A 17329-nucleotide genomic window follows, 5' to 3' on the forward strand; every position below is an offset into this window, starting at 1 on the left:
CGACCCGACCGGTAGCGGGCCGTCACCCCGCCTCGCGGGCGGCCCGCGCCGCCGCCGCCTTCACCGCGGTGTACGCCAGGCGCAGCAGCGACCGGTCGCCCTCGACCGGGCCGCGGCGCCGCAGCAGGTCGCCGAGTACGTGGTCGGCCTCCGTCGGGCCGCGCCGCTCCACGTCGCCGAGCATCGAGGCCGTCACCGTCGATTTCGGGTGCGTCAGCCGCTTCACGGCCGCCTCCCACGGGCCCGGCCGCGGCGCGTGACCCGCCGCCGCCGCGACCGCCCGGCATTCGTCGAGCAGCGCCAGCGTCAGGTCGGCGCCGCCGGCCGCGACCACGTCGCCGACGGCCGCACGGGTCAGGCACGTCACCGCGGCGAGCGCCGCCAGGAACGTCCACTTCTCCCACAGCTCCTGCACGATGTCGTCGCTGGCGTCGGCCTCGAACTTCGCCCCCGTCATCGCGGCAAGAATGGCATCGACGCGCGCCGACCGGCCGCCGCCGCGCTCGCCGAAGACGAGCCGGTGCGGGTCGCTGACGTGGGCGATGCGGCCGGCGTCGTCGCGCTTCGCCGAGATGAAGCACGACCCGCCGAGGACGCGGGCCGGGCCGAAGCGGCCGTCGAGGGCGTCGAGGTGGCGCAGGCCGTTGAGCAGCGGGATGATCGCCGTGGTCGGCCCGACTGCCGGCGCGAACGCGGTCATGGCGTCGTCCAGGTCGTAGGCCTTGCACGACAGCAGCACCACGTCGAACGGCGCCCGCAACTCGGCGGCGACGACCGTCGGCGGGGCCGGGATGGCGACGTCGCCGGCGGGGCTGGTGATGACGAGGCCGGTGGCGGCGAGCGCCTCGGCGCGTGCCGGTCGCACAAGAAAGGTCACATCGCGGCCGGCTTCGAGGAGCCGCCCGCCGAAGTAGCCGCCGACCGCCCCCGCGCCGACCACCAGGAATCGCATCGCGCCGCCCTCCGGAGTCTTCGTTGGTGTAGCGGCTCAACTGGTTCGTAGGCTAGCGACATGCGCCCTCTCCTTGCCGCCGCCGCGCTCGCGCTCCTCGCGGGCCCCGCGGCCGCCGCGCCGAACGTACTGTTCGTCGCAATCGACGACCTGAACGACTGGGTGGGCCACTTGCACGGCCACCCGCAGGCGAGCACCCCGAACCTCGACCGCCTCGCCGCCCGCGGCACCGCGTTCACCAACGCCCACTGCCAGGCGCCGCTGTGCAACCCGTCGCGGACCAGCCTCCTCACCGGCCGCCGCCCCACCGCCACCGGCGTGTACGGCCTCGCCCCCGGCTTTCGCGCCGCGCCCGCCGCCCGCGGCTGCGTCACGCTGCCGCAGTCGTTCCTGCGCGCCGGGTACAGCACGTACACCTGCGGGAAAATCTTCCACGACGGCTCCGTCGCCGCGAAGGACCGCCCGGCCGAGTTCGCCGAGTGGGGGCCGGCTCCCGGCATGGGTCGGCCCAAGGAACGGTTCGCCAAACTGCCCGGCACGCCGCACCCGCTCATGGACTGGGGGCCGTTCCCGGAGCGGGACGCGGACGCCGCCGACCACCAGATCGCCGACGCGGCGATTGCGGCGCTGAACCGGGCGCCGAAGGACAAACCGTTCTTCGTGGCGTGCGGGTTCCGCCTGCCGCACGTGCCGTGCTTCGCCCCGCCGGCGTGGTTCGCCAAGTTCCCCGCCGACCGCGTGCAGCTGCCGCCGGTCCGCGCCGACGACCGCGCCGACACGCCGCGCTTCTCGTGGTACTTGCACTGGAAGCTGCCGGAGCCGCGGCTGGCGACGCTGGAAGCTGCAAACGAGTGGCGGCCGCTCGTGCGCGGGTACCTGGCTTCGACCGCGTTCATGGATCACCAGCTCGGTCGCGTGCTGGACGCGCTGGAGAAAACGGGCCGGGCGAACGACACGGTCGTGGTGGTGTGGAGCGACCACGGCTATCACCTCGGCGAGAAGGGGATCACGGGGAAGAACTCGCTGTGGGAGCGCTCGACGCGGGTGCCGCTGGTGTTCGCCGGCCCCGGGGTGAACCGCGGCCGCTGCGGCCGGCCCGCCGAGCTGCTGGACGTGTACCCGACGCTGCTGGAGCTCGCGGGCCTGCCTGCCCGGACGGACCTGGACGGGTTGTCGCTGGTGCCGCAGTTGCGGGACGCGGTGGCGCCGCGGGACCGGCCGGCGCTGACGACGCACAACCCCGGAAACCACACGGTGCGCTCCGAGCGCTGGCGCTACATCCGCTACGCCGACGGCAGCGAGGAGCTGTACGACGCCGTCACCGACCCGAACGAGTGGACGAACCGCGCCGCCGACCCTTCCCTGATCGGCGTGAAGCGCGAGCTGGCGAAGTGGCTGCCGGCGAAGGAGGAGCCGCACGCCCCCGGCAGCGCCCAGCGGGTGCTCACCTACGACGCCCGCACCGGCGCCGTGACGTGGGAGGGCACCCCGGTCGGCCGCGACGACCCGGTGCCGACGCCGTGAGCGGACGGCGGCCGTACCCTATTCACACCCGCCCGCATTCTCCGAGAGCGTTCCCATGCGCCCGAACTCCGCCAAGCGGCTCCTCCGCGCCGGCCGCCCGGCCGTCGGCACCTGGCTGTCCCTCGGCAGCCCCGTCGCCGCCCGCTTCCTCGCCCGCAGCGGCTGGGACTACCTGACCGTGGACACCGAGCACAACGCCATCGGCATCGAAGCCACCGCCGCCTGCTTCGCGGCCGTCGCCGACGCCGGCGGCGTGTGCCTGGCCCGCGTGCCGTCGAACCGCCACGACCACATCAAGCGCGTCCTCGACACCGGCGCCCACGGCGTCGTCGTGCCGATGGTAAACACCCGCGCGGAGGCCGAGGCCGCCGTGTCCGCGTGCCTGTACCCGCCGAAGGGCACCCGCAGTGTCGGCGGCGCCACCCACGCCCTGAACTTCGCCGCCACCCCCGCCGACTACTACGCCAAGGCCGACGACGAAATCCTGGTCGTGCTCCAGTGCGAGCACATCGACGCCGTCCGCAACTTCCGCGACGTGTACAGCGTGCCGGGCGTGGACGCCGTGTTCGTGGGGCCGAACGACCTGATGGCGAGCATGCGCGCCGCCGACGGCACGCCGCCGACGCCCGAGGTGTTCAAGCAAGCGCTGGCCGAGATCCTCGCCGGCTGCAAGGAGCTGGGCATCCCGGCGGGGATTCACACGTTCTCGGTGGAGGAGGCGAAGCAGCGGATCGCGGACGGCTGGCAGTTCATCGCCGTCGGCAGCGAGCTGAAGCTGATGCTGGACGCGGCGAAGAAGGTGACCGACGGCCTCGGCCTGGGCAAGGCGGCGGGCGAGCTGGCGAAGTACTGATGCACGCGCGGAGAACGAAGAGTTTTGACAGGATAACAGGATGAAGCAGGATGCCGAACCAAAGCCTTGTCTTGGATCGGCATCCTGCTTCATCCTGTTATCCTGTCAAAACTCTTCTCCTCACCAAACGCACGGGGCCGGGCCGCTCGCACGGCCCGGCCCCGGAGGGCGGGAGGCGCTTCCTCCCCCGCGCCCTCGCGTCTCACTCGCCGGGCCAGCCCAGCGCCGCCCCGAGCGTCAGCACCGCCGTCAGGATTGGCTCGCCCGTCGCGGTCGCGGCGGCGATCACCCGCACGGCGTCCAGGTACATCTCGGTTGCTGCGATCATCGGAAGCCTCCTCACACGCCGAGCGGGGCGAACGTGCCGCGCAGGAACTCCAGCGGTCGCTGGTCGCCGACGAACGTGGCGTCGGCCGGGTGGAACAGCGCCTGCTTCAGCTTCGCCCGCTGCTCCAGCACCGCCAGCTTCTCCGGGCTGCCGGGGGCGGCGCTGGTCGGGGCGTCGGGGAGCGGGGCGTTGCCGGTGAAGTTGCCGACGCCGCGGCGGGCGTACTTGCTGGTGGACGGGTACTGCTCCTTCACGCCCGGGGTGTAGTAGCAGCTCCAGCACAGCCCGCGCGGGCGGTTCACCTTCGACTTCGAGCAGTGGCGGCAGCAGGCGGTCATGGGCGGGCTCCGGCACGGGTTCGGGGGGAATTCGGTTGCGACGCAGGTGTACGGGTGTTAAGCTGCCACGGCGTCCAGTTCGGCGAGCTCCTCGACCGGGTTGCGCTCGGCGAGGGCGAGTTCGACCTCGGCCAGAAGTTCGCGGCGCATCTGGGCGCGGGGCGTGTCGTCGAACCAGTTGAGGAACCACCGGCAGGCGGCGGGCTCGCCGAGCCGCTGGTCGGCCTCGAAGCAGACGCGGGCGAAGAACTCTTCGACCTGCCCGACGGTGTCGAGCGTGTCGCCCTGCCAGCCGCAGTAGCCGAGCGCGCAGGCGGCCTCGACGGGCCAGTCCTGGACGCACATGAGCGGGGGCGGGGTGGTAGTGCTCCCCTGGGTGAGTCGCGGGTCGTCGAGCAGGAGTGCGTCGCGGAGGGCTTCGAGGCCGGTGGTGGAGAGGACCGGAGCGAACCCATCCCGCCACACGAGACGCCAGCTTTCCATGGTCGTTCCTCGGTCGAAGGGCGTGCGTCATGCTCCGCGGTGAGGGTTGAAACTCCTCAGTAGCGGCCGACACACAAGTTATACGCATGTTCAGTATGCGTGTCAAACGGAATTCCGGCGACTTTTTCGAGTTCGAGGCGGATTTCGCCTTTTGGTGGCGGGCGAGACGGGATTAGTAGCCGATTGTGGGCGGCATAAGAGCAGTTAAATAGACATTGTTAGACGTGACGAGATTTTGCTCCGCTGTCGGTGCTTGGTTTGGCGCCAGATCAACCCGCGACCGGGAGGGAGAATGGCAGACGACGTGCGGGTTAACGAGAACGATTTGGAGCTGGACGAGGACATGCTGCTCTTGGCCGGGGTGCCGTTCTCGGGAGTCGGCTTCGACCTGTACGAGGACGGATCACTTCGCAGTGAGTCGCCGTTCCGCGACGGGTTTAGAGACGGGCTGTGCCGGGAGTGGCACCCGAATGGTCGGCTCCGGTGTGAGTGGATTGCCGCCCAGGGCACCATAACGGGGGTGAAGACGGAGTGGCACCCGGGGGGCGCGCTCAAGGCCGTCGGGCAGTACGAGTACGGGGTCGAGATTGAGTCCCGGGAGTGGGACGACGCTGGCGACCTGATCTCCTACTGGCAGATCGATGAAAAAAGCGCGATCTACGCCTACGTGGTGGGGTTGCGGGAGAGAGGCGGCCTCCGCTACCCCTGGATCACGCCCCCGGAAACCGAATGAGCCACGGCGCGTCGCCGCTGTCCGGTTCGTCCCGCTTCACCCCGCCGAACCCCCACGTCGATCCGCAACTCGTGGTCCGCGTGGATACAGCACACGACGTTGTGACAGACCACCTTCGCCAGCACCTCGTTCGCCATCGCGGTACTCGTCTTCCATCGCGGGCAAAGCACATCCGGCTCGTTTGACTACCCAAAGGCGTACCTTACACTTGTTCACCATCGCCCCGTCCGCCCCGTCCCGCGGCCCCGCCCGGCCCCTACAATCCCTCCGACCCGCACCCCGGCCGCCCCTCACCCCGGCCCCCACGGAGCCACCCCATGCGCACCGCCCGACGGGCGACCGTCGCCCTCGTCGCCGCCGTTCTGCTCGCCGTCCCGGCGACGTCCCAGGAGAGGAAGTTGAGTTACCCGGATACCAAGAAGGGCAGCACCACCGACACCTACCACGGCACCACCGTCGGCGACCCCTACCGCTGGCTCGAAGACGACGTCCGCAAGTCGCCGGAGGTCGCCAGTTGGGTCGAGGCCGAGAACAAGGTGTCCGACGCCTTCCTCAAGGACATTCCGCAGCGCGAGGCCATCCGCAAGCGCATCACCGACCTGTGGAACTACGAGAAGATCTCGGCCCCGTCGAAGGTCGGCGGCCGGTACTTCTTCAGCAAGAACGACGGCCTTCAGAACCAGAGCGTCTTCTACACCCAGGACACGCTCGACGGCCCCGCGCGGATGCTCCTCGACCCCAACACCTGGAGCAAGGACGGCACCGTCGCCCTCTCCGGCATGGCGATCAGCGACGACGCCAAGTACCTCGCCTTCGGCAAGGCCGCGGCCGGCTCCGACTGGAACACGTGGCACGTCCTTGAAGTCGCCACCGGCAAGCTCCTCGACGACAAACTGGAGTGGGTGAAGTTCAGCGGCGCGGCGTGGACCCTCGACGGCAAGGGCTTCTACTACAGCCGCTTCCCCGAGCCGCAGAAGGACGCCGCGTTCCAGGCGCTCAACGAGAACCAGACCCTCTACTACCACCGCCTCGGCACGCCCCAGAGCGACGACGTGATGGTGTACCGCACGCCCGAGCACCCGCGCTGGACCGTCGGCGGCACCGTGTCCGAGGACGGCAAGTACCTCGTCATCAGCGTCGGCGACGGCACCACCAGCCGCAAGTCGCGCGTCGTCTACCGCGACCTCACGGACGCGAAGGCGCAGCCGGTCGAGCTCGTCGCCAACCACAAGAACAAGTTCTCGTTCCTCGGCAACGACGGCGGGCTGTTCTACTTCCTCACCGACTACAACGCGCCGAAGTACCAGGTGGTGGCGATCGACACCAAGAGCCCGGACCCGAAGGGGTGGAAGACGATCGTCGCCGAGGCCGCGGAGGTGCTCGAAGGGGCGGACCTGTTCGGCAACCAGTTCGTGTGCAGCTACCTGAAGGACGCCCGGACCGTCGTGAAGGTGATCGACATGGCCGGGAAGCTCGTCCGCGAGGTGGACCTGCCGGGCATCGGCACCGCCGGCGGGTTCAACGGCAAGCGGACCGACACCGAGACGTTCTACTCGTTCAGCAGCTTCGCCACGCCGCCGAGCACCTACAAGTACGACCTGGCCACGGGCAAGAGCACGCTGCTGCGGCAGGCGCAGGTGAAGTTCGACCCGAGCGCCTACGAGGTGAAGCAGGTGTTCGTGCCGAGCAAGGACGGCACGAAGGTGCCGATGTTCGTGGCCCACAAGAAGGGGCTGAAGCTCGACGGCACGAACCCGACGCTGCTGTACGGCTACGGCGGCTTCAACATCTCGCTGACGCCCGGCTTCTCGGTGAGCCGGCTGATGTGGATGGAGATGGGCGGCGTGTTCGCGGTGGCGAACCTGCGCGGCGGCGGCGAGTACGGCGACGACTGGCACCGCGCCGGCACGAAGACGAAGAAGCAGAACGTGTTCGACGACTTCATCGCGGCCGGCGAGTGGCTCGTCAAGGAGAAGTACACGAGCCCGAAGAAGCTGGCGATCCAGGGCGGCAGCAACGGCGGGCTACTGGTGGGGGCGTGCATGACGCAGCGGCCGGACCTGTACGGCGCGTGCCTGCCGGCGGTGGGGGTGATGGACATGCTGCGGTTCCAGAAGTTCACCGCCGGCCGCTTCTGGACCGACGACTACGGCAGCAGCGAGAGCGAGAACCCGGAGGAGTTCAAGGCGCTGCTGGCGTACAGCCCGTACCACACGCTGCTGCGGAGCGGCCCGCGCGACTACCCGGCGACGCTGGTGACGACGGCCGACACCGACGACCGGGTGGTGCCGGGTCACAGCTTCAAGTTCGCGGCGGCCTTGCAGGCGATGCAGAAGGGCTCGGCGCCGGTGCTGATCCGCATCGAGACGAAGGCCGGCCACGGGGCCGGGAAGCCGACGGCCAAAGTGATCGAGGAGGTGGCCGACCAGTGGGCGTTCCTGGTGCGCACGCTCGACTTCCGCCCGACGATCCGGGAGTGAGGTAACGCCACCGAGCGGGGTCGCGTCAGCGCCCCGTGCGAACCCATAACTTCGAGTTGCGGGTTCGCACGGGGCGCTGACGCGACCCCGCTCGGGAGGTGATCCGCCATGAATGAAGCCGACTGGATGGTGGCGACCAATCCGACCCCGATGCTCACGTTTCTTCGAGGCAAGTTAGGCGATCGGAAGTTGCGGCTGCTGGGAGTAGCGATCGCCCGCGCATCCTGGGACCGCATCGAGGACGATCGCACCCGCAGAGCCGTTCTGACGGCAGAAGCGTTCGCCGACGGGCACGTAGACGCCTCGGCACTGGAGGCCGTCGTGAACGACGCGTGGGACGTGCGAGACGAGTTGTGGGACGCCGGGCCCGCGGACCACGATGACCGGGTGTGGTTGGCTGAGGCGGCAGCCTTGACCGCCTCGGTGTACGAGTGGCGAAACACGTTTACCGGGTCCGGTCCGTTCGACGGGTATCCTTTCCGGCTCCCCTCACCTGCCCACTGCGACCTGATCCGCGACGTCTTCGGCAACCCGTTCGCTCCCGTCGTGTTCGATGCGAGTTGGCGGACGGAGGCGGTCGTCGGCCTGGCGCGCGGGATGTACGAGAGCCGCGACTTCGCCACGATGCCGGTCCTGGCCGACGCGCTGGAGGACGCCGGCTGCGCGAACGCGGACGTGCTCGCCCACTGCCGCGACGGCGGCCCGCACGTCCGCGGCTGCTGGGTGGTCGATCTGGTGCTCGGAAAAGCCTGACGCTACCCTGACCGACGGAGGACACCCGATGACCGCGTCCGTCGCGACCCCGCCGCCCGCCCCACTCCGCCCTGGCCCCTCCCCGGCCCACGGCCCGGCCGCGAAGGTGTGGACCGTGGACCAGTTCCACTACCTCGGCGACCTCGGGATGTTCGAGGGCCGGCGGGCGATGCTCATCCACGGGGAGATCATCGAGGAGGGGCCGATGAACCCGCCGCACGCCATTGCCGGTGAGAAGGCCGAGGACGCCGTCCGCGCGGCGTTCGGCCCCGGGTGGCGGGTGCGGGTGCACAAGCCGCTCGTCTTCGGGCTGACGATCGACCCCGGGCCCGACGTGTCCGTCGTCCGTGGGGCGCCGACCCTCGGGCCGCACCCGACCACGGCCGAGCTGGTGGTCGAGATCAGCGACTCGTCACTCGGGTACGACCTCACGACGAAGGCGGAACTGTACGCGACCGCCGGGATCGCCGACTACTGGGTGCTCGACGTGGCCGGCGGCCGGCTCCACGTCCTCCGTGACCCGGCCCCACTGCCGACCGGCCTCGGCGGCACCGCGTACCGCACCCACCTCGACCTCGGCTCCGCGGATGTCGTGACCCCCCTCGCCGCGCCGGGTGCCGCCGTTCGCGTCGCGGACCTGCTGCCGTAGTCAGCCCGGCGCCGTCACCACCAGGTTGTCGCGGTGAATCAACTCGGCGTAGGGTGCGCCGGCCTTGCCGCGGAGTCGCAGCGCGTCGGCCGCAGCGTAGTTCGTCAGCCCGCGGGCCACCTCCCGGCCGGCCGCGTCGCACACCGACACCACGTCCCCCTTGCGGAACTCGCCGCCCACCCCCACCACCCCCACCGGCAACAAGCTCTTCCCCAACTCCACCACCGCCCGCACGGCGCCGGCGTCGATCGTGAGCGTGCCCACCGGCCGGGCCGTGTAGCCGACCCAGCGCTTCCACGCGGGGATGTCGTCGCGGTGCGGCAGGAACAGCGTCCCCACCGGCTCCGCCGCGAACACGCGGTCGAGGATGCCGTCGAGCGAGCCGTTCGCCATCACCACCGCCACGCCGGCGTCGGTCGCCACCCGGGCCGCCTTCAGCTTGCTCCGCATCCCGCCGGTGCCGAGGTCGCTCTTGCTGGCGCCGGCCATGTCCGTCACCGCGTGGTCGATGTGCGGCACCGTCGCCACCAGTTCCGCCGCCGGGTCGGTGCGCGGGTCGGCGGAGTAGAGGCCGTCCACGTTCGTCAGCAGCACCAGCAGCGGGGCGCGGAGCAGGTTCGACACCATCGCCGCGAGGTGGTCGTTGTCGCCGAACTTGATCTCGGCGACGGACACGGTGTCGTTCTCGTTGATGATCGGCAGCGCGCCGTACTCGAACAGCGTGCGGACGGTGTTGCGGGCGTTCAGGTAGCGGGCGCGGCTGTCGAAGTCGCCGGCGGTGAGAAGGATCTGTGCGGTGTGGACGCCGTGGGGGGCGAAGCTCTCCTGGTACAGCTGCATCAGCGCCGACTGGCCGACGGCGGCGCAGGCTTGGAGTTGCGCGAGGTCGGTGGGGCGCTTGCCGAGGCCGAGCTTGCCGACGCCGGCGCCGATGGCCCCGGACGTGACCAGCACGACGCGCCGGCCGGCGGTGCGGACGCGGTGCAGCTGGTCGGCGAGGGCGCGGATGCGGCCGGCGTCGAGCCGACCGGCGGGGTCGGCGAGGACGTTGGTGCCGACCTTCACGACGACCGTGTGCGCCCGCTCAATGACATCCTGTCGGACCGGATCGGCCATGCCCGCGAACCCCCGTGGAGACGGGGGTAGCTTATCGCGGCGGGCGGAAAATGACGCGACCCCGCGGGCACAGGGCACCCGCGGGATCGCTTCTATCTGGGTAGCCGGCTTAACGGACAACCCGTTACGTAGCCGCTAAGCTAGCCGGCCCTTCTGAACCTGGTCGCAACAACTCACAGGACCACCCCCTTTGTGAAAGGCCACGCCAGGGGCGACCCGCGTACCAGTGCGGACCGCCCGAGGCCTTTTGCCCGTCCCGCCACGGCCGCGGGACATCCGACCGACACCCCACTATAGACACACACCCGCCCCGCGGGGAACAGAAAATCGCGCCCTCCAACCAAGTCGCAAACGTCCGCGGCGGTTCCACTGGTCGGCACCGCCAACGCCGGCAACAATAGCGCGGTTCCGTCTGACGGGCGCCGCCGCCCGCCACCCCGCCGAGGACAATCGATGTTCACCACCCTCGCCCTGGCCGCGGCCACGCTCGCCCCGGCCCAGCCGCCGGCCGGCAGCCTCCAGCTCAACAACGTCCGCCTCACCACCGGCGAGCTCGGCCCGGCCCGCAAGGACGCCAAGCTCCTCCCCGGCGACGTGCTGTTCATCGCCTTCGACATCGAGGGCCTCACCATCGCGCCGGACGGCCAGACCGTCTACACGGTCGGCATGGAGGTGACCGACGCGGCCAACAAGCTGCTGTTCAAGCAGGACCCGCGCGAGAGCCGCGACACCGTGCCGCTCCGCGGCGGCAAGATGCCGGCGCGGGCGTTCGTCACCATCGGCAACGACACCCCCGCCGGGGCGTACACCTGCAAGCTCACCGTCACCGACCCGAAGGCGAAGGCGACGAACAGCTTCACCGTGAAGTTCGAGGTGCTGAAGGCGGACTTCGGCCTGGTGGCGATCAACCCGACGCGGGACGTGCGCGGCACGATCGTGGCGCCGGCGGCCGGCTCGGTGGGCGAGACGCTGTGGGTGCAGTTCACCGTCGTCGGGTTCGGCCGCGACGCCCAGAAGAAGCAGCCGAACGTGGAGTTCACGCTGGAGTTCTTCGACGAGAAGGGGGTGGCGACGCTCGGCCAGCCGATCCGCGACGCGCAGACCGGCGGGGTGGACGAGAAGGACGCGGTGTTCGGCCAGCACGTGCCGGTGTTCCTGAGCCGGCCGGGGCGGTTCACGGTGCGGGTGTCGGCGCTCGACAAGGTGACCAACAAGCGGGCGCAGTTCGAGCTGCCGATCCGCGTCGACCCGCCGCAGTGACTTGTCGTCATTCGTCATTCGTCATTCGTCATTCGGGACGCGCCCAGTGCCCCCGAATGACGAATGACGAATGACGAATGACGCCCCACCGGGTGCCTACAATTCCCCCACCCACCCCCAGGTGCCCGAAATGAGTCAGCTCGCCGAGCGGATCGCCCAGTTCCGGAAGATGGCCACCGACGACCCGGAAAACGAACTCGGGCACTTCCGCCTCGGCCAGTTACTCCTGGAGGACGGCCAGCCCGCCGAGGCCGCCAAGTCGTTCGAGCGCACCCTGGAACTGAGCCCGCAGTTCTCCAAGGTGTACCAGCTGCTCGGCGAGTGCCTCATCAAGCTCGACCAGAAGCCGCGCGCCGCCGAGGTGCTGACCACCGGCTGGACCACCGCCGACGAGCGCGGCGACAAGATGCCGCGCGACGCGATGGCGAAGCTGCTGACGCAGATCGGCGCCCCCGTGCCGAAGGCCGCGGCGCCGACCGCGGTCGCCGACGACGACGGCCCCGACACCGGGTTCCGCTGCCAGCGGCCCGGGTGCATGGAGGGGAAGCGGGCCAAGCAGCTGCCCGCGCCGCCGGTGCCCGACGCCATCGGCGAGCGCATCCACCAGAACGTCTGCGCCGGCTGCTGGAACCTGTGGTTCAAGGACCTCAGCATCAAGGTCATCAACGAGATGCGGCTCGACCTGAGCTCGGAGTTCGGGCACAACGAGTACGACAAGCACATGCGCGAGTTCTTCGGCTTCGAGGAGGCGCCGTGACGGCCGCCCTGCTGGTGCAGTACGGCCGGCCCGGCTACGTCGGCCGCTTCCGCGCGAGTGTGGAAGCGGTGCGCGGCGCCTGTGTCGTGCTGCGCGGGCCGCGCGGGCTGGAACTCGGCACGGTGCTGTGCGCGGCCGTCGCGGGCGTCAGCGGCATCGACGACGAAGGCGAACTGCTGAGGGCCGCGACCGCCGCCGATGAAGCGGCCGCCGATCGTTCCGCGGCGCTGGCCCGCGACCTGCTCGCCGCCGCGGACGAGCTCGCCGCCGGATTGCCCGTCGCGTTCCCGGACGCCGAGGTAGCGCTCGACGGCACCGCGGCGGTGCTGCACGCGCTGCCGTGGGCCGGGTGCGACCTCGACGCGGTTCTCGTGGCCCTGTCCGAGCGGTTCGGCCTACCCGTAAGATTGCTCGACCTCTCCCGCACGCCTGCGAACCCCGACCCGCCCGAACCCGCGACGAGCTGCGGCAAGCCCGACTGCGGCTCCGGCGCCGGCGGGTGCGGCACCGGCGGCGGCTGCTCGACCGGCTCGTGCTCCCGCGGCGCGGTGAAGTCGGCGACGGAGCTGACGGCGTACTTCGCCGACCTGCGCGGCCAGATGGAAGCCGCGGCGCGGGTGCCGCTGCACTGACTCGCCACCCGGCTCGGGGCTTGTAGGTCGGGTCGAGTCTGCGAGACCCGACGCGGGGCGCGAGTGAGCTCGGACCACAACCCAGCCACGCCAACGTCACGGGTGTTTCTCCGTGCGTCGTTCGCACCCCGCGTCGGGCCTCGCAGACTCGACCCGACCTACGAAACTCGAACCGATCGTTCCTTGTAGGAGACCCCTCGTATGCTCCGACGGTTCCGGCCCGGGTGGGCCGCGGCGGTGGTGCTGGCGCTGCTCGCGGCGCCCGCCCCCGCCCAGCCCGACGACCTGGTGAAGGCGCTCGCCACGCTCAAGGGCGTCACCAAGGAGGGCGCCAGCAACGACGCCGCCGGCCCCGCGTGGAAGGCCGTCGTGGACGCCGGCGCGCCCGCGTTCTTCCCGGCGCTCGCGGCCGTGGACGACGCCAACCCCACGGCCGCGAACTGGCTCCGCAGCGCCGCCGAGGCCATCACCGAGAAGGAGAAGACGGCCCGGAAGCGGATCGACGAGGCGGCGCTGGAGGCGTTCGTCCTCGACACCAAGTACGCCCCGTCGGCCCGGCGGCTGGCGTACGAGGTGCTGTCGGCCCAGGACCGGACGGCGGCCCGCCTCCTGCCGAAGCTCCTCGACGACCCGCACCCCGACCTCCGCCGCGAGGCCATCGCCGACGGCCTCACCCGGCTCACGGGGATGGGCCAGGCGCTCACCCTCGACAAGCTGTTCGACTACACCCGCGACAAGGAGCAGGCCGAGGCGATCGCCAAGGAACTGGAGAAGGCCGGCAAGACGGTCAGCGTCACCGAGCACTTCGCGTTCCTCACGCACTTCCGCGTCGTCGGCCCGTTCTTCAGCGAGAAGGGGAAGGCGCTCACGCTCAACTACCCGCCCGAGACTACGCCCGCGGCCGCCGAGTACGACGGCAAGGACGGCAAGGTGGCGTGGCAGCCGCAGAGCACCGCCCACAAGTACGGCCAGCTCGACCTGAACGACAAGGTCGGCCGGCTGAAGAACGCCTGTATCTACGCCCGCGCCACGGTCCACGCCGACAAGGCCACGCCGGCGGAGATCCGCGTCGGCAGCCCGAACGCGGTGGCGATCTACCTCAACGGCAAGAAGCTGTTCGGCCGCGAGGAGTACCACCACGGCGACCAGATGGACTACCACGTCGGCAAGGGCGTGCTGGCCGCCGGCGAGAACACGGTGGTGGTGAAGGTGTGTCAGAACAACCAGACCGACAGCTGGGCGCAGCGGTGGCAGTTCCAGGCCCGCGTGTGCGATTCCACCGGCGGCCCGATCGCGGGGCTGACGCAGGTGGTGGACGGCCGCAAGCTGCCCCTCGGGGCGACCCCCCAACCGGAGACGAAGAAGTGACCCGCACCCTCATCGGCTCCGCGTTCGTGCTCGCGCTCGCCGTCACCGCCGGCGCCGCCGACTGGCCGCAGTTCAAAGGCCCCGGCGCGTCCGGCGTGTCGGAGGAAACCGCCCTCCCGACCGAGTGGTCGAAGGACAAGGGCGTGAAGTGGCAGGCCAAGCTGCCGGCGCGCGGCGTGTCGTCGCCGGTGGTCGCCGCCGGCAAGGCCTACGTCACCTGCTCGTCGGGCAAGAAGGACGACCGGCTCCACGTCCTGTGCTTCGACGCGGCCACCGGCAAGGAGCTGTGGCACCGCCAGCTCAACGCCACCGGCCCGACCGCGTGCCACCCGATGACGTGCATGGCCGCCCCCACCCCGGCCGCCGACGCCACCGGCGTGTACGCCCTGTTCGCCACCGGCGACCTGGCCGCGTTCGACCCCGACGGCAACCTGCGGTGGTACCGGTCGCTCGTGGGCGACTACCCGGCGATCACCAACCAGGTCGGCATGGCGGCGTCGCCGGTGCTGGCGAAGGACAAGCTGATCGTGCCGATGGACAACGACGGCGACTCGTTCCTCGCCGCGGTGGACGTGAAGTACGGCAAGAACGTGTGGAAGGTGGACCGGCCGCGGTCGATCAACTGGGTGACGCCGCTGGTCCGCGACACGGGCGGCAAGACGGAGGTGCTGTTCGCCGGCCCGAACGGCCTGACCGCCTACGACGCCGACAACGGCGGCAAGCGCTGGCTCTACAAGGAGGGCGGCGGCGCCATCCCGACCGGGAGCCTGATCGGCGACACGCTGTTCCTGCCGACCGGCGGCGTGAGCGCGGTGAAGCTCGGCCCCGACGGCGTGACGGGCGAGCCGCTGATGAAGGCGAAGGAGATGGCGTCGCGGCACGGCTCGCCACTGGTGTACAAGGGGCGCGTGTACGCGGTGGACGGGAACGGCTTCATCGCCGCGGCCGACGCCAAGACCGGCAAGACGCTGTTCAAGGAGCGGAAGAAGGCGCCGTTCTCGGCGTCGCCGGTGGGCGGCGACGGGAAGGTGTACTGCGTGAACGAGAAGGGCGTGACGACGGTGCTGCGGGCGGGCACCGACGAGTTCGACGTGCTGGCCGACAACGACCTGGGCGAGGAGGTGCTGGGCACGCCGGCGATCAGCGGCGGGTGCCTGTTCATCCGCACCGACAAGACACTGTTCTGCGTCGGGCGGTGAGTTCCGCCGCTTGCGGCGTTGCACCGCGGTGCAACGCCGCAAGCGGTCGTCAGGGCGTGGCGAGCAGGTCCGACCAGTCGGCGGCCGCGAGGACGCGCAACGCCATCCGTTCGAGGCGCTCGGTATCGGTGATCCCGCCGAGCGCCGCGTCCGCCACCGGCGAGGCGCCGAACTTCTGCCGGGCGACGAGTTGAAGAATCCGCCGGGCCTCCTCGGCCTTGCCCGCAGCCAAGCCCTCGGCCCGGCCGACCGCCAAGCCTTGCCGTTTGATCCATTCGTACCCGGCGGTTCCCTCGAAGGTCATGCTCATCCTCCGCAGCAGCGGCACAACGTCGTCCGGCTCGTGAACCAAGCCCGCGAGCACGAGCCCGTAGCCGGCCAACTCATCCCTCACGTTACCGGGTACGTCCGGGCGCCGCAACCGCTCGGCGAAGCGCGCCACCGCGTCGGGCAGGTCGGCCTTCGACTCGGCGGTCGCCAGCGCCAGCGGCGCCAGAGTTGGGCCGCCCGCCAGCAGCCCGGCCATCGACTCCTCCCACAGCCGGATCACGGTGTAGCGGAACTCCAGGTACGGCACACCGTCGGCCCCGGCGCGGGTGTAGACGCTGGTCAGGTCGGCCACGTTCGCCTCGCGCCGCAGCAGTACCACGACCGTGTGAACCGGCTCCTCCGCGGCGCCCGGCCGCGGGTGGCCGAGCAGCACGTTATAGCGCAGCAGCCGGGCCGGCACGCCGGCGTGCGCGCTCGACTCCACTTCGAGGTGAATCACCGCCGGCGGCGGGCCGGCCAGGCGGAACGCCTTGTCCGACTGCGCCGTCACTGACAGGTCGGTGTCCAGGAGCGTCGCCGGCCCCGGCGGCAGGCCGAGGCGCGCCGCAAGGAAGGCCGCCCAGTCGTCCGGCCGGGCGTCGATGAGCGCGTTCAGCGTCGCGTCGTAGGGCTTGCTCACGCCACCGCCGCCCCCGCCATCCGCGCCTCGACCGGGTCGGTCACCTTCAGCGGCCCCAGCACTACCGGCGGCGCCACGCCCAGCACCTCGTTCGCCAGAGCCGCGTAGTCGGCGGCGCCCGGGCTCCGCGGCGCGTAGGCGAAGATCGACTTGCCGTGGCTCGGGCACTCGGCCAGCTTCACGTTCCGCCGCACCTTCGTGTCGAACACCTTGGCCGCCGCCCACGGCACGTTCGCGGCGCGGCTCTGGTCGAGGAACGCCGCCAGGTCGCCCACCACCTCCTGCGCCAGCTTCGTCGCCGCGTCGTACAGGCAGATGACGACGCCGCTCACCTTCACGGCGGGGTTGATGCGGCGGGCGACGAGCGCGGTCGTTTCGAGGAGCTTGCTCAGGCCGTGCAGGGCGAAGAAGTGCGGCTGCAGGGGGATGAACACCTCGTCGGCCGCGGCCAGGGCGTTGAGCGTCAGCACGCCGAGCGACGGGCCGCAGTCCATCAGCAGGTAGTCGAAGGCGGCGCCGTCCGCGGCCAGCGCCTCGCGCAGCAGCACCTCGCGGCCGACGACGCCGGCCAACTCCACCTCCGCCGCCGCCAGGTTGATGTCCGACGGGCACAGGGTCAAATTCGGCTCGACCTCCCGACGCACCGCCGACAGCGGCGTGTTGGCGACCAGCACGTCGTACAACGACGGCGCCTTGCCGTCGGGCTCGAACCCGAGGTGCGTACTGGCGTGGGCCTGCGGGTCCAGGTCGAGGACGCACACCCGCTTGCCGGCGGCCGCGAGCGCGGCGGCGAGGTTCACGGTGGTCGTCGTCTTGCCGACGCCGCCCTTCTGGTTGATGACGGCGATCCGTCGCATGTCGTGGCCTCCGTTGCGGTTTCTCCTTGCCGCCGATCGGCCGGCCGTTATAACGACAGGAACCTCTCCCCCACCAGCCCAACCGGCGCCACCGCGCC

The 17329-nt window shown here is 70.8% G+C and carries 18 protein-coding genes; 11 read left to right on the forward strand and 7 right to left on the reverse strand.

Features of this window, described 5'->3' with window-relative positions; translation table 11 throughout:
* Nucleotides 1-22: 22 nt before the first annotated feature.
* Entirely contained in the window at nucleotides 23-952 is a 930-nt protein-coding gene (panE, locus tag ETAA1_RS29305; protein WP_145244152.1) for a 2-dehydropantoate 2-reductase, read from the reverse strand.
* A gap of 60 nt (nucleotides 953-1012) precedes the next feature.
* On the opposite strand from panE, the gene ETAA1_RS29310 reads away from it, so the two are divergent.
* The gene (locus ETAA1_RS29310; protein ID WP_145244153.1) at nucleotides 1013-2476 is read left to right on the forward strand and encodes a sulfatase; all 1464 of its coding nucleotides are present in this window, start codon (nucleotides 1013-1015) and stop codon (nucleotides 2474-2476) included.
* A gap of 55 nt (nucleotides 2477-2531) precedes the next feature.
* The gene (locus ETAA1_RS29315) at nucleotides 2532-3329 is read left to right on the forward strand and encodes an HpcH/HpaI aldolase family protein (RefSeq protein WP_145244154.1); all 798 of its coding nucleotides are present in this window, start codon (nucleotides 2532-2534) and stop codon (nucleotides 3327-3329) included.
* A 202-nt stretch (nucleotides 3330-3531) separates the two neighbouring features.
* Here ETAA1_RS29315 and ETAA1_RS33630 read toward each other — a convergent pair whose 3' ends face one another.
* The 3 genes from ETAA1_RS33630 to ETAA1_RS29325 are packed head-to-tail and all read right to left on the reverse strand — an operon-like array spanning nucleotide 3532 to nucleotide 4478.
* Nucleotides 3532-3657, reverse strand: coding sequence for a hypothetical protein (locus tag ETAA1_RS33630; RefSeq protein WP_261342001.1), 126 nt, complete (start codon nucleotides 3655-3657; stop codon nucleotides 3532-3534).
* A gap of 11 nt (nucleotides 3658-3668) precedes the next feature.
* The gene (locus ETAA1_RS29320) at nucleotides 3669-3995 is read right to left on the reverse strand and encodes a hypothetical protein (protein WP_145244155.1); all 327 of its coding nucleotides are present in this window, start codon (nucleotides 3993-3995) and stop codon (nucleotides 3669-3671) included.
* A gap of 57 nt (nucleotides 3996-4052) precedes the next feature.
* Nucleotides 4053-4478, reverse strand: a complete 426-nt coding sequence (locus tag ETAA1_RS29325; protein ID WP_145244156.1) for a hypothetical protein — start codon at nucleotides 4476-4478, stop codon at nucleotides 4053-4055.
* Nucleotides 4479-4770: 292 nt separating this feature from the next.
* Here ETAA1_RS29325 and ETAA1_RS29330 point away from each other — a divergent pair, with 292 nt between their 5' ends.
* From ETAA1_RS29330 to ETAA1_RS29345, 4 genes are all read left to right on the forward strand, one after another.
* Nucleotides 4771-5211, forward strand: coding sequence for a toxin-antitoxin system YwqK family antitoxin (locus ETAA1_RS29330; RefSeq protein ID WP_145244157.1), 441 nt, complete (start codon nucleotides 4771-4773; stop codon nucleotides 5209-5211).
* Between the two features lie 317 nt (nucleotides 5212-5528).
* The gene (locus tag ETAA1_RS29335; protein WP_145244158.1) at nucleotides 5529-7691 is read left to right on the forward strand and encodes a prolyl oligopeptidase family serine peptidase; all 2163 of its coding nucleotides are present in this window, start codon (nucleotides 5529-5531) and stop codon (nucleotides 7689-7691) included.
* A 108-nt stretch (nucleotides 7692-7799) separates the two neighbouring features.
* Nucleotides 7800-8444, forward strand: a complete 645-nt coding sequence (locus ETAA1_RS33215; protein WP_238389322.1) for a hypothetical protein — start codon at nucleotides 7800-7802, stop codon at nucleotides 8442-8444.
* Nucleotides 8445-8472: 28 nt separating this feature from the next.
* Nucleotides 8473-9093: a Uma2 family endonuclease gene (locus ETAA1_RS29345; protein ID WP_145244159.1), complete on the forward strand. Its 621-nt coding sequence runs from the start codon at nucleotides 8473-8475 to the stop codon at nucleotides 9091-9093.
* On the opposite strand, the gene proB is transcribed toward ETAA1_RS29345, so the two are convergent.
* Nucleotides 9094-10209, reverse strand: coding sequence for a glutamate 5-kinase (gene proB / locus ETAA1_RS29350; RefSeq protein WP_145244160.1), 1116 nt, complete (start codon nucleotides 10207-10209; stop codon nucleotides 9094-9096).
* 453 nt (nucleotides 10210-10662) lie between these two features.
* Between proB and ETAA1_RS29355 the strand changes: the two genes are divergently transcribed.
* The 5 genes from ETAA1_RS29355 to ETAA1_RS29375 all read left to right on the forward strand — a co-directional run bounded on the left by ETAA1_RS29355 (nucleotide 10663) and on the right by ETAA1_RS29375 (nucleotide 15425).
* Nucleotides 10663-11469: a hypothetical protein gene (locus ETAA1_RS29355; protein WP_145244161.1), complete on the forward strand. Its 807-nt coding sequence runs from the start codon at nucleotides 10663-10665 to the stop codon at nucleotides 11467-11469.
* 130 nt (nucleotides 11470-11599) lie between these two features.
* A complete protein-coding gene (locus ETAA1_RS29360) occupies nucleotides 11600-12226 on the forward strand; it encodes a tetratricopeptide repeat protein (RefSeq protein ID WP_145244162.1) in 627 nt (208 codons plus the stop codon).
* Nucleotides 12223-12858: a hypothetical protein gene (locus tag ETAA1_RS32550; RefSeq protein ID WP_202920500.1), complete on the forward strand. Its 636-nt coding sequence runs from the start codon at nucleotides 12223-12225 to the stop codon at nucleotides 12856-12858. Before ETAA1_RS29360 ends, ETAA1_RS32550 begins: the two co-directional genes overlap by 4 nt.
* 201 nt (nucleotides 12859-13059) lie before the next feature.
* Nucleotides 13060-14226: a hypothetical protein gene (locus ETAA1_RS29370; RefSeq protein ID WP_145244163.1), complete on the forward strand. Its 1167-nt coding sequence runs from the start codon at nucleotides 13060-13062 to the stop codon at nucleotides 14224-14226.
* Complete coding sequence (locus ETAA1_RS29375; RefSeq protein WP_145244164.1) at nucleotides 14223-15425, forward strand: outer membrane protein assembly factor BamB family protein; 1203 nt, start codon at nucleotides 14223-14225, stop codon at nucleotides 15423-15425. Before ETAA1_RS29370 ends, ETAA1_RS29375 begins: the two co-directional genes overlap by 4 nt.
* A 49-nt stretch (nucleotides 15426-15474) precedes the next feature.
* Here the strand turns inward: ETAA1_RS29375 and ETAA1_RS29380 are convergent, their stop codons facing one another.
* Both ETAA1_RS29380 and ETAA1_RS29385 read right to left on the reverse strand, forming a co-directional pair.
* A complete protein-coding gene (locus ETAA1_RS29380; protein ID WP_145244165.1) occupies nucleotides 15475-16374 on the reverse strand; it encodes an RpnC/YadD family protein in 900 nt (299 codons plus the stop codon).
* Complete coding sequence (locus tag ETAA1_RS29385) at nucleotides 16371-17231, reverse strand: ParA family protein (protein WP_145244166.1); 861 nt, start codon at nucleotides 17229-17231, stop codon at nucleotides 16371-16373. Before ETAA1_RS29385 ends, ETAA1_RS29380 begins: the two co-directional genes overlap by 4 nt.
* Nucleotides 17232-17329 lie beyond the last annotated feature (98 nt).

It is taken from the genome of Urbifossiella limnaea, from assembly GCF_007747215.1.
In the GTDB taxonomy this organism is placed as follows: Bacteria; Planctomycetota; Planctomycetia; order Gemmatales; family Gemmataceae; genus Urbifossiella; species Urbifossiella limnaea.

What these genes read in the sequence shown, in the direction of transcription:
- panE (WP_145244152.1), bottom strand. Translation starts at nt 952, where the DNA reads ATGCGATTCCTGGTGGTCGGCGCGGGGGCGGTCGGCGGCTACTTCGGC.
- ETAA1_RS29310 (WP_145244153.1), top strand. Translation starts at nt 1,013, where the DNA reads ATGCGCCCTCTCCTTGCCGCCGCCGCGCTCGCGCTCCTCGCGGGCCCC.
- ETAA1_RS29315 (WP_145244154.1), top strand. Translation starts at nt 2,532, where the DNA reads ATGCGCCCGAACTCCGCCAAGCGGCTCCTCCGCGCCGGCCGCCCGGCC.
- ETAA1_RS33630 (WP_261342001.1), bottom strand. Translation starts at nt 3,657, where the DNA reads ATGATCGCAGCAACCGAGATGTACCTGGACGCCGTGCGGGTGATCGCC.
- ETAA1_RS29320 (WP_145244155.1), bottom strand. Translation starts at nt 3,995, where the DNA reads ATGACCGCCTGCTGCCGCCACTGCTCGAAGTCGAAGGTGAACCGCCCG.
- ETAA1_RS29325 (WP_145244156.1), bottom strand. Translation starts at nt 4,478, where the DNA reads ATGGAAAGCTGGCGTCTCGTGTGGCGGGATGGGTTCGCTCCGGTCCTC.
- ETAA1_RS29330 (WP_145244157.1), top strand. Translation starts at nt 4,771, where the DNA reads ATGGCAGACGACGTGCGGGTTAACGAGAACGATTTGGAGCTGGACGAG.
- ETAA1_RS29335 (WP_145244158.1), top strand. Translation starts at nt 5,529, where the DNA reads ATGCGCACCGCCCGACGGGCGACCGTCGCCCTCGTCGCCGCCGTTCTG.
- ETAA1_RS33215 (WP_238389322.1), top strand. Translation starts at nt 7,800, where the DNA reads ATGAATGAAGCCGACTGGATGGTGGCGACCAATCCGACCCCGATGCTC.
- ETAA1_RS29345 (WP_145244159.1), top strand. Translation starts at nt 8,473, where the DNA reads ATGACCGCGTCCGTCGCGACCCCGCCGCCCGCCCCACTCCGCCCTGGC.
- proB (WP_145244160.1), bottom strand. Translation starts at nt 10,209, where the DNA reads ATGGCCGATCCGGTCCGACAGGATGTCATTGAGCGGGCGCACACGGTC.
- ETAA1_RS29355 (WP_145244161.1), top strand. Translation starts at nt 10,663, where the DNA reads ATGTTCACCACCCTCGCCCTGGCCGCGGCCACGCTCGCCCCGGCCCAG.
- ETAA1_RS29360 (WP_145244162.1), top strand. Translation starts at nt 11,600, where the DNA reads ATGAGTCAGCTCGCCGAGCGGATCGCCCAGTTCCGGAAGATGGCCACC.
- ETAA1_RS29370 (WP_145244163.1), top strand. Translation starts at nt 13,060, where the DNA reads ATGCTCCGACGGTTCCGGCCCGGGTGGGCCGCGGCGGTGGTGCTGGCG.
- ETAA1_RS29385 (WP_145244166.1), bottom strand. Translation starts at nt 17,231, where the DNA reads ATGCGACGGATCGCCGTCATCAACCAGAAGGGCGGCGTCGGCAAGACG.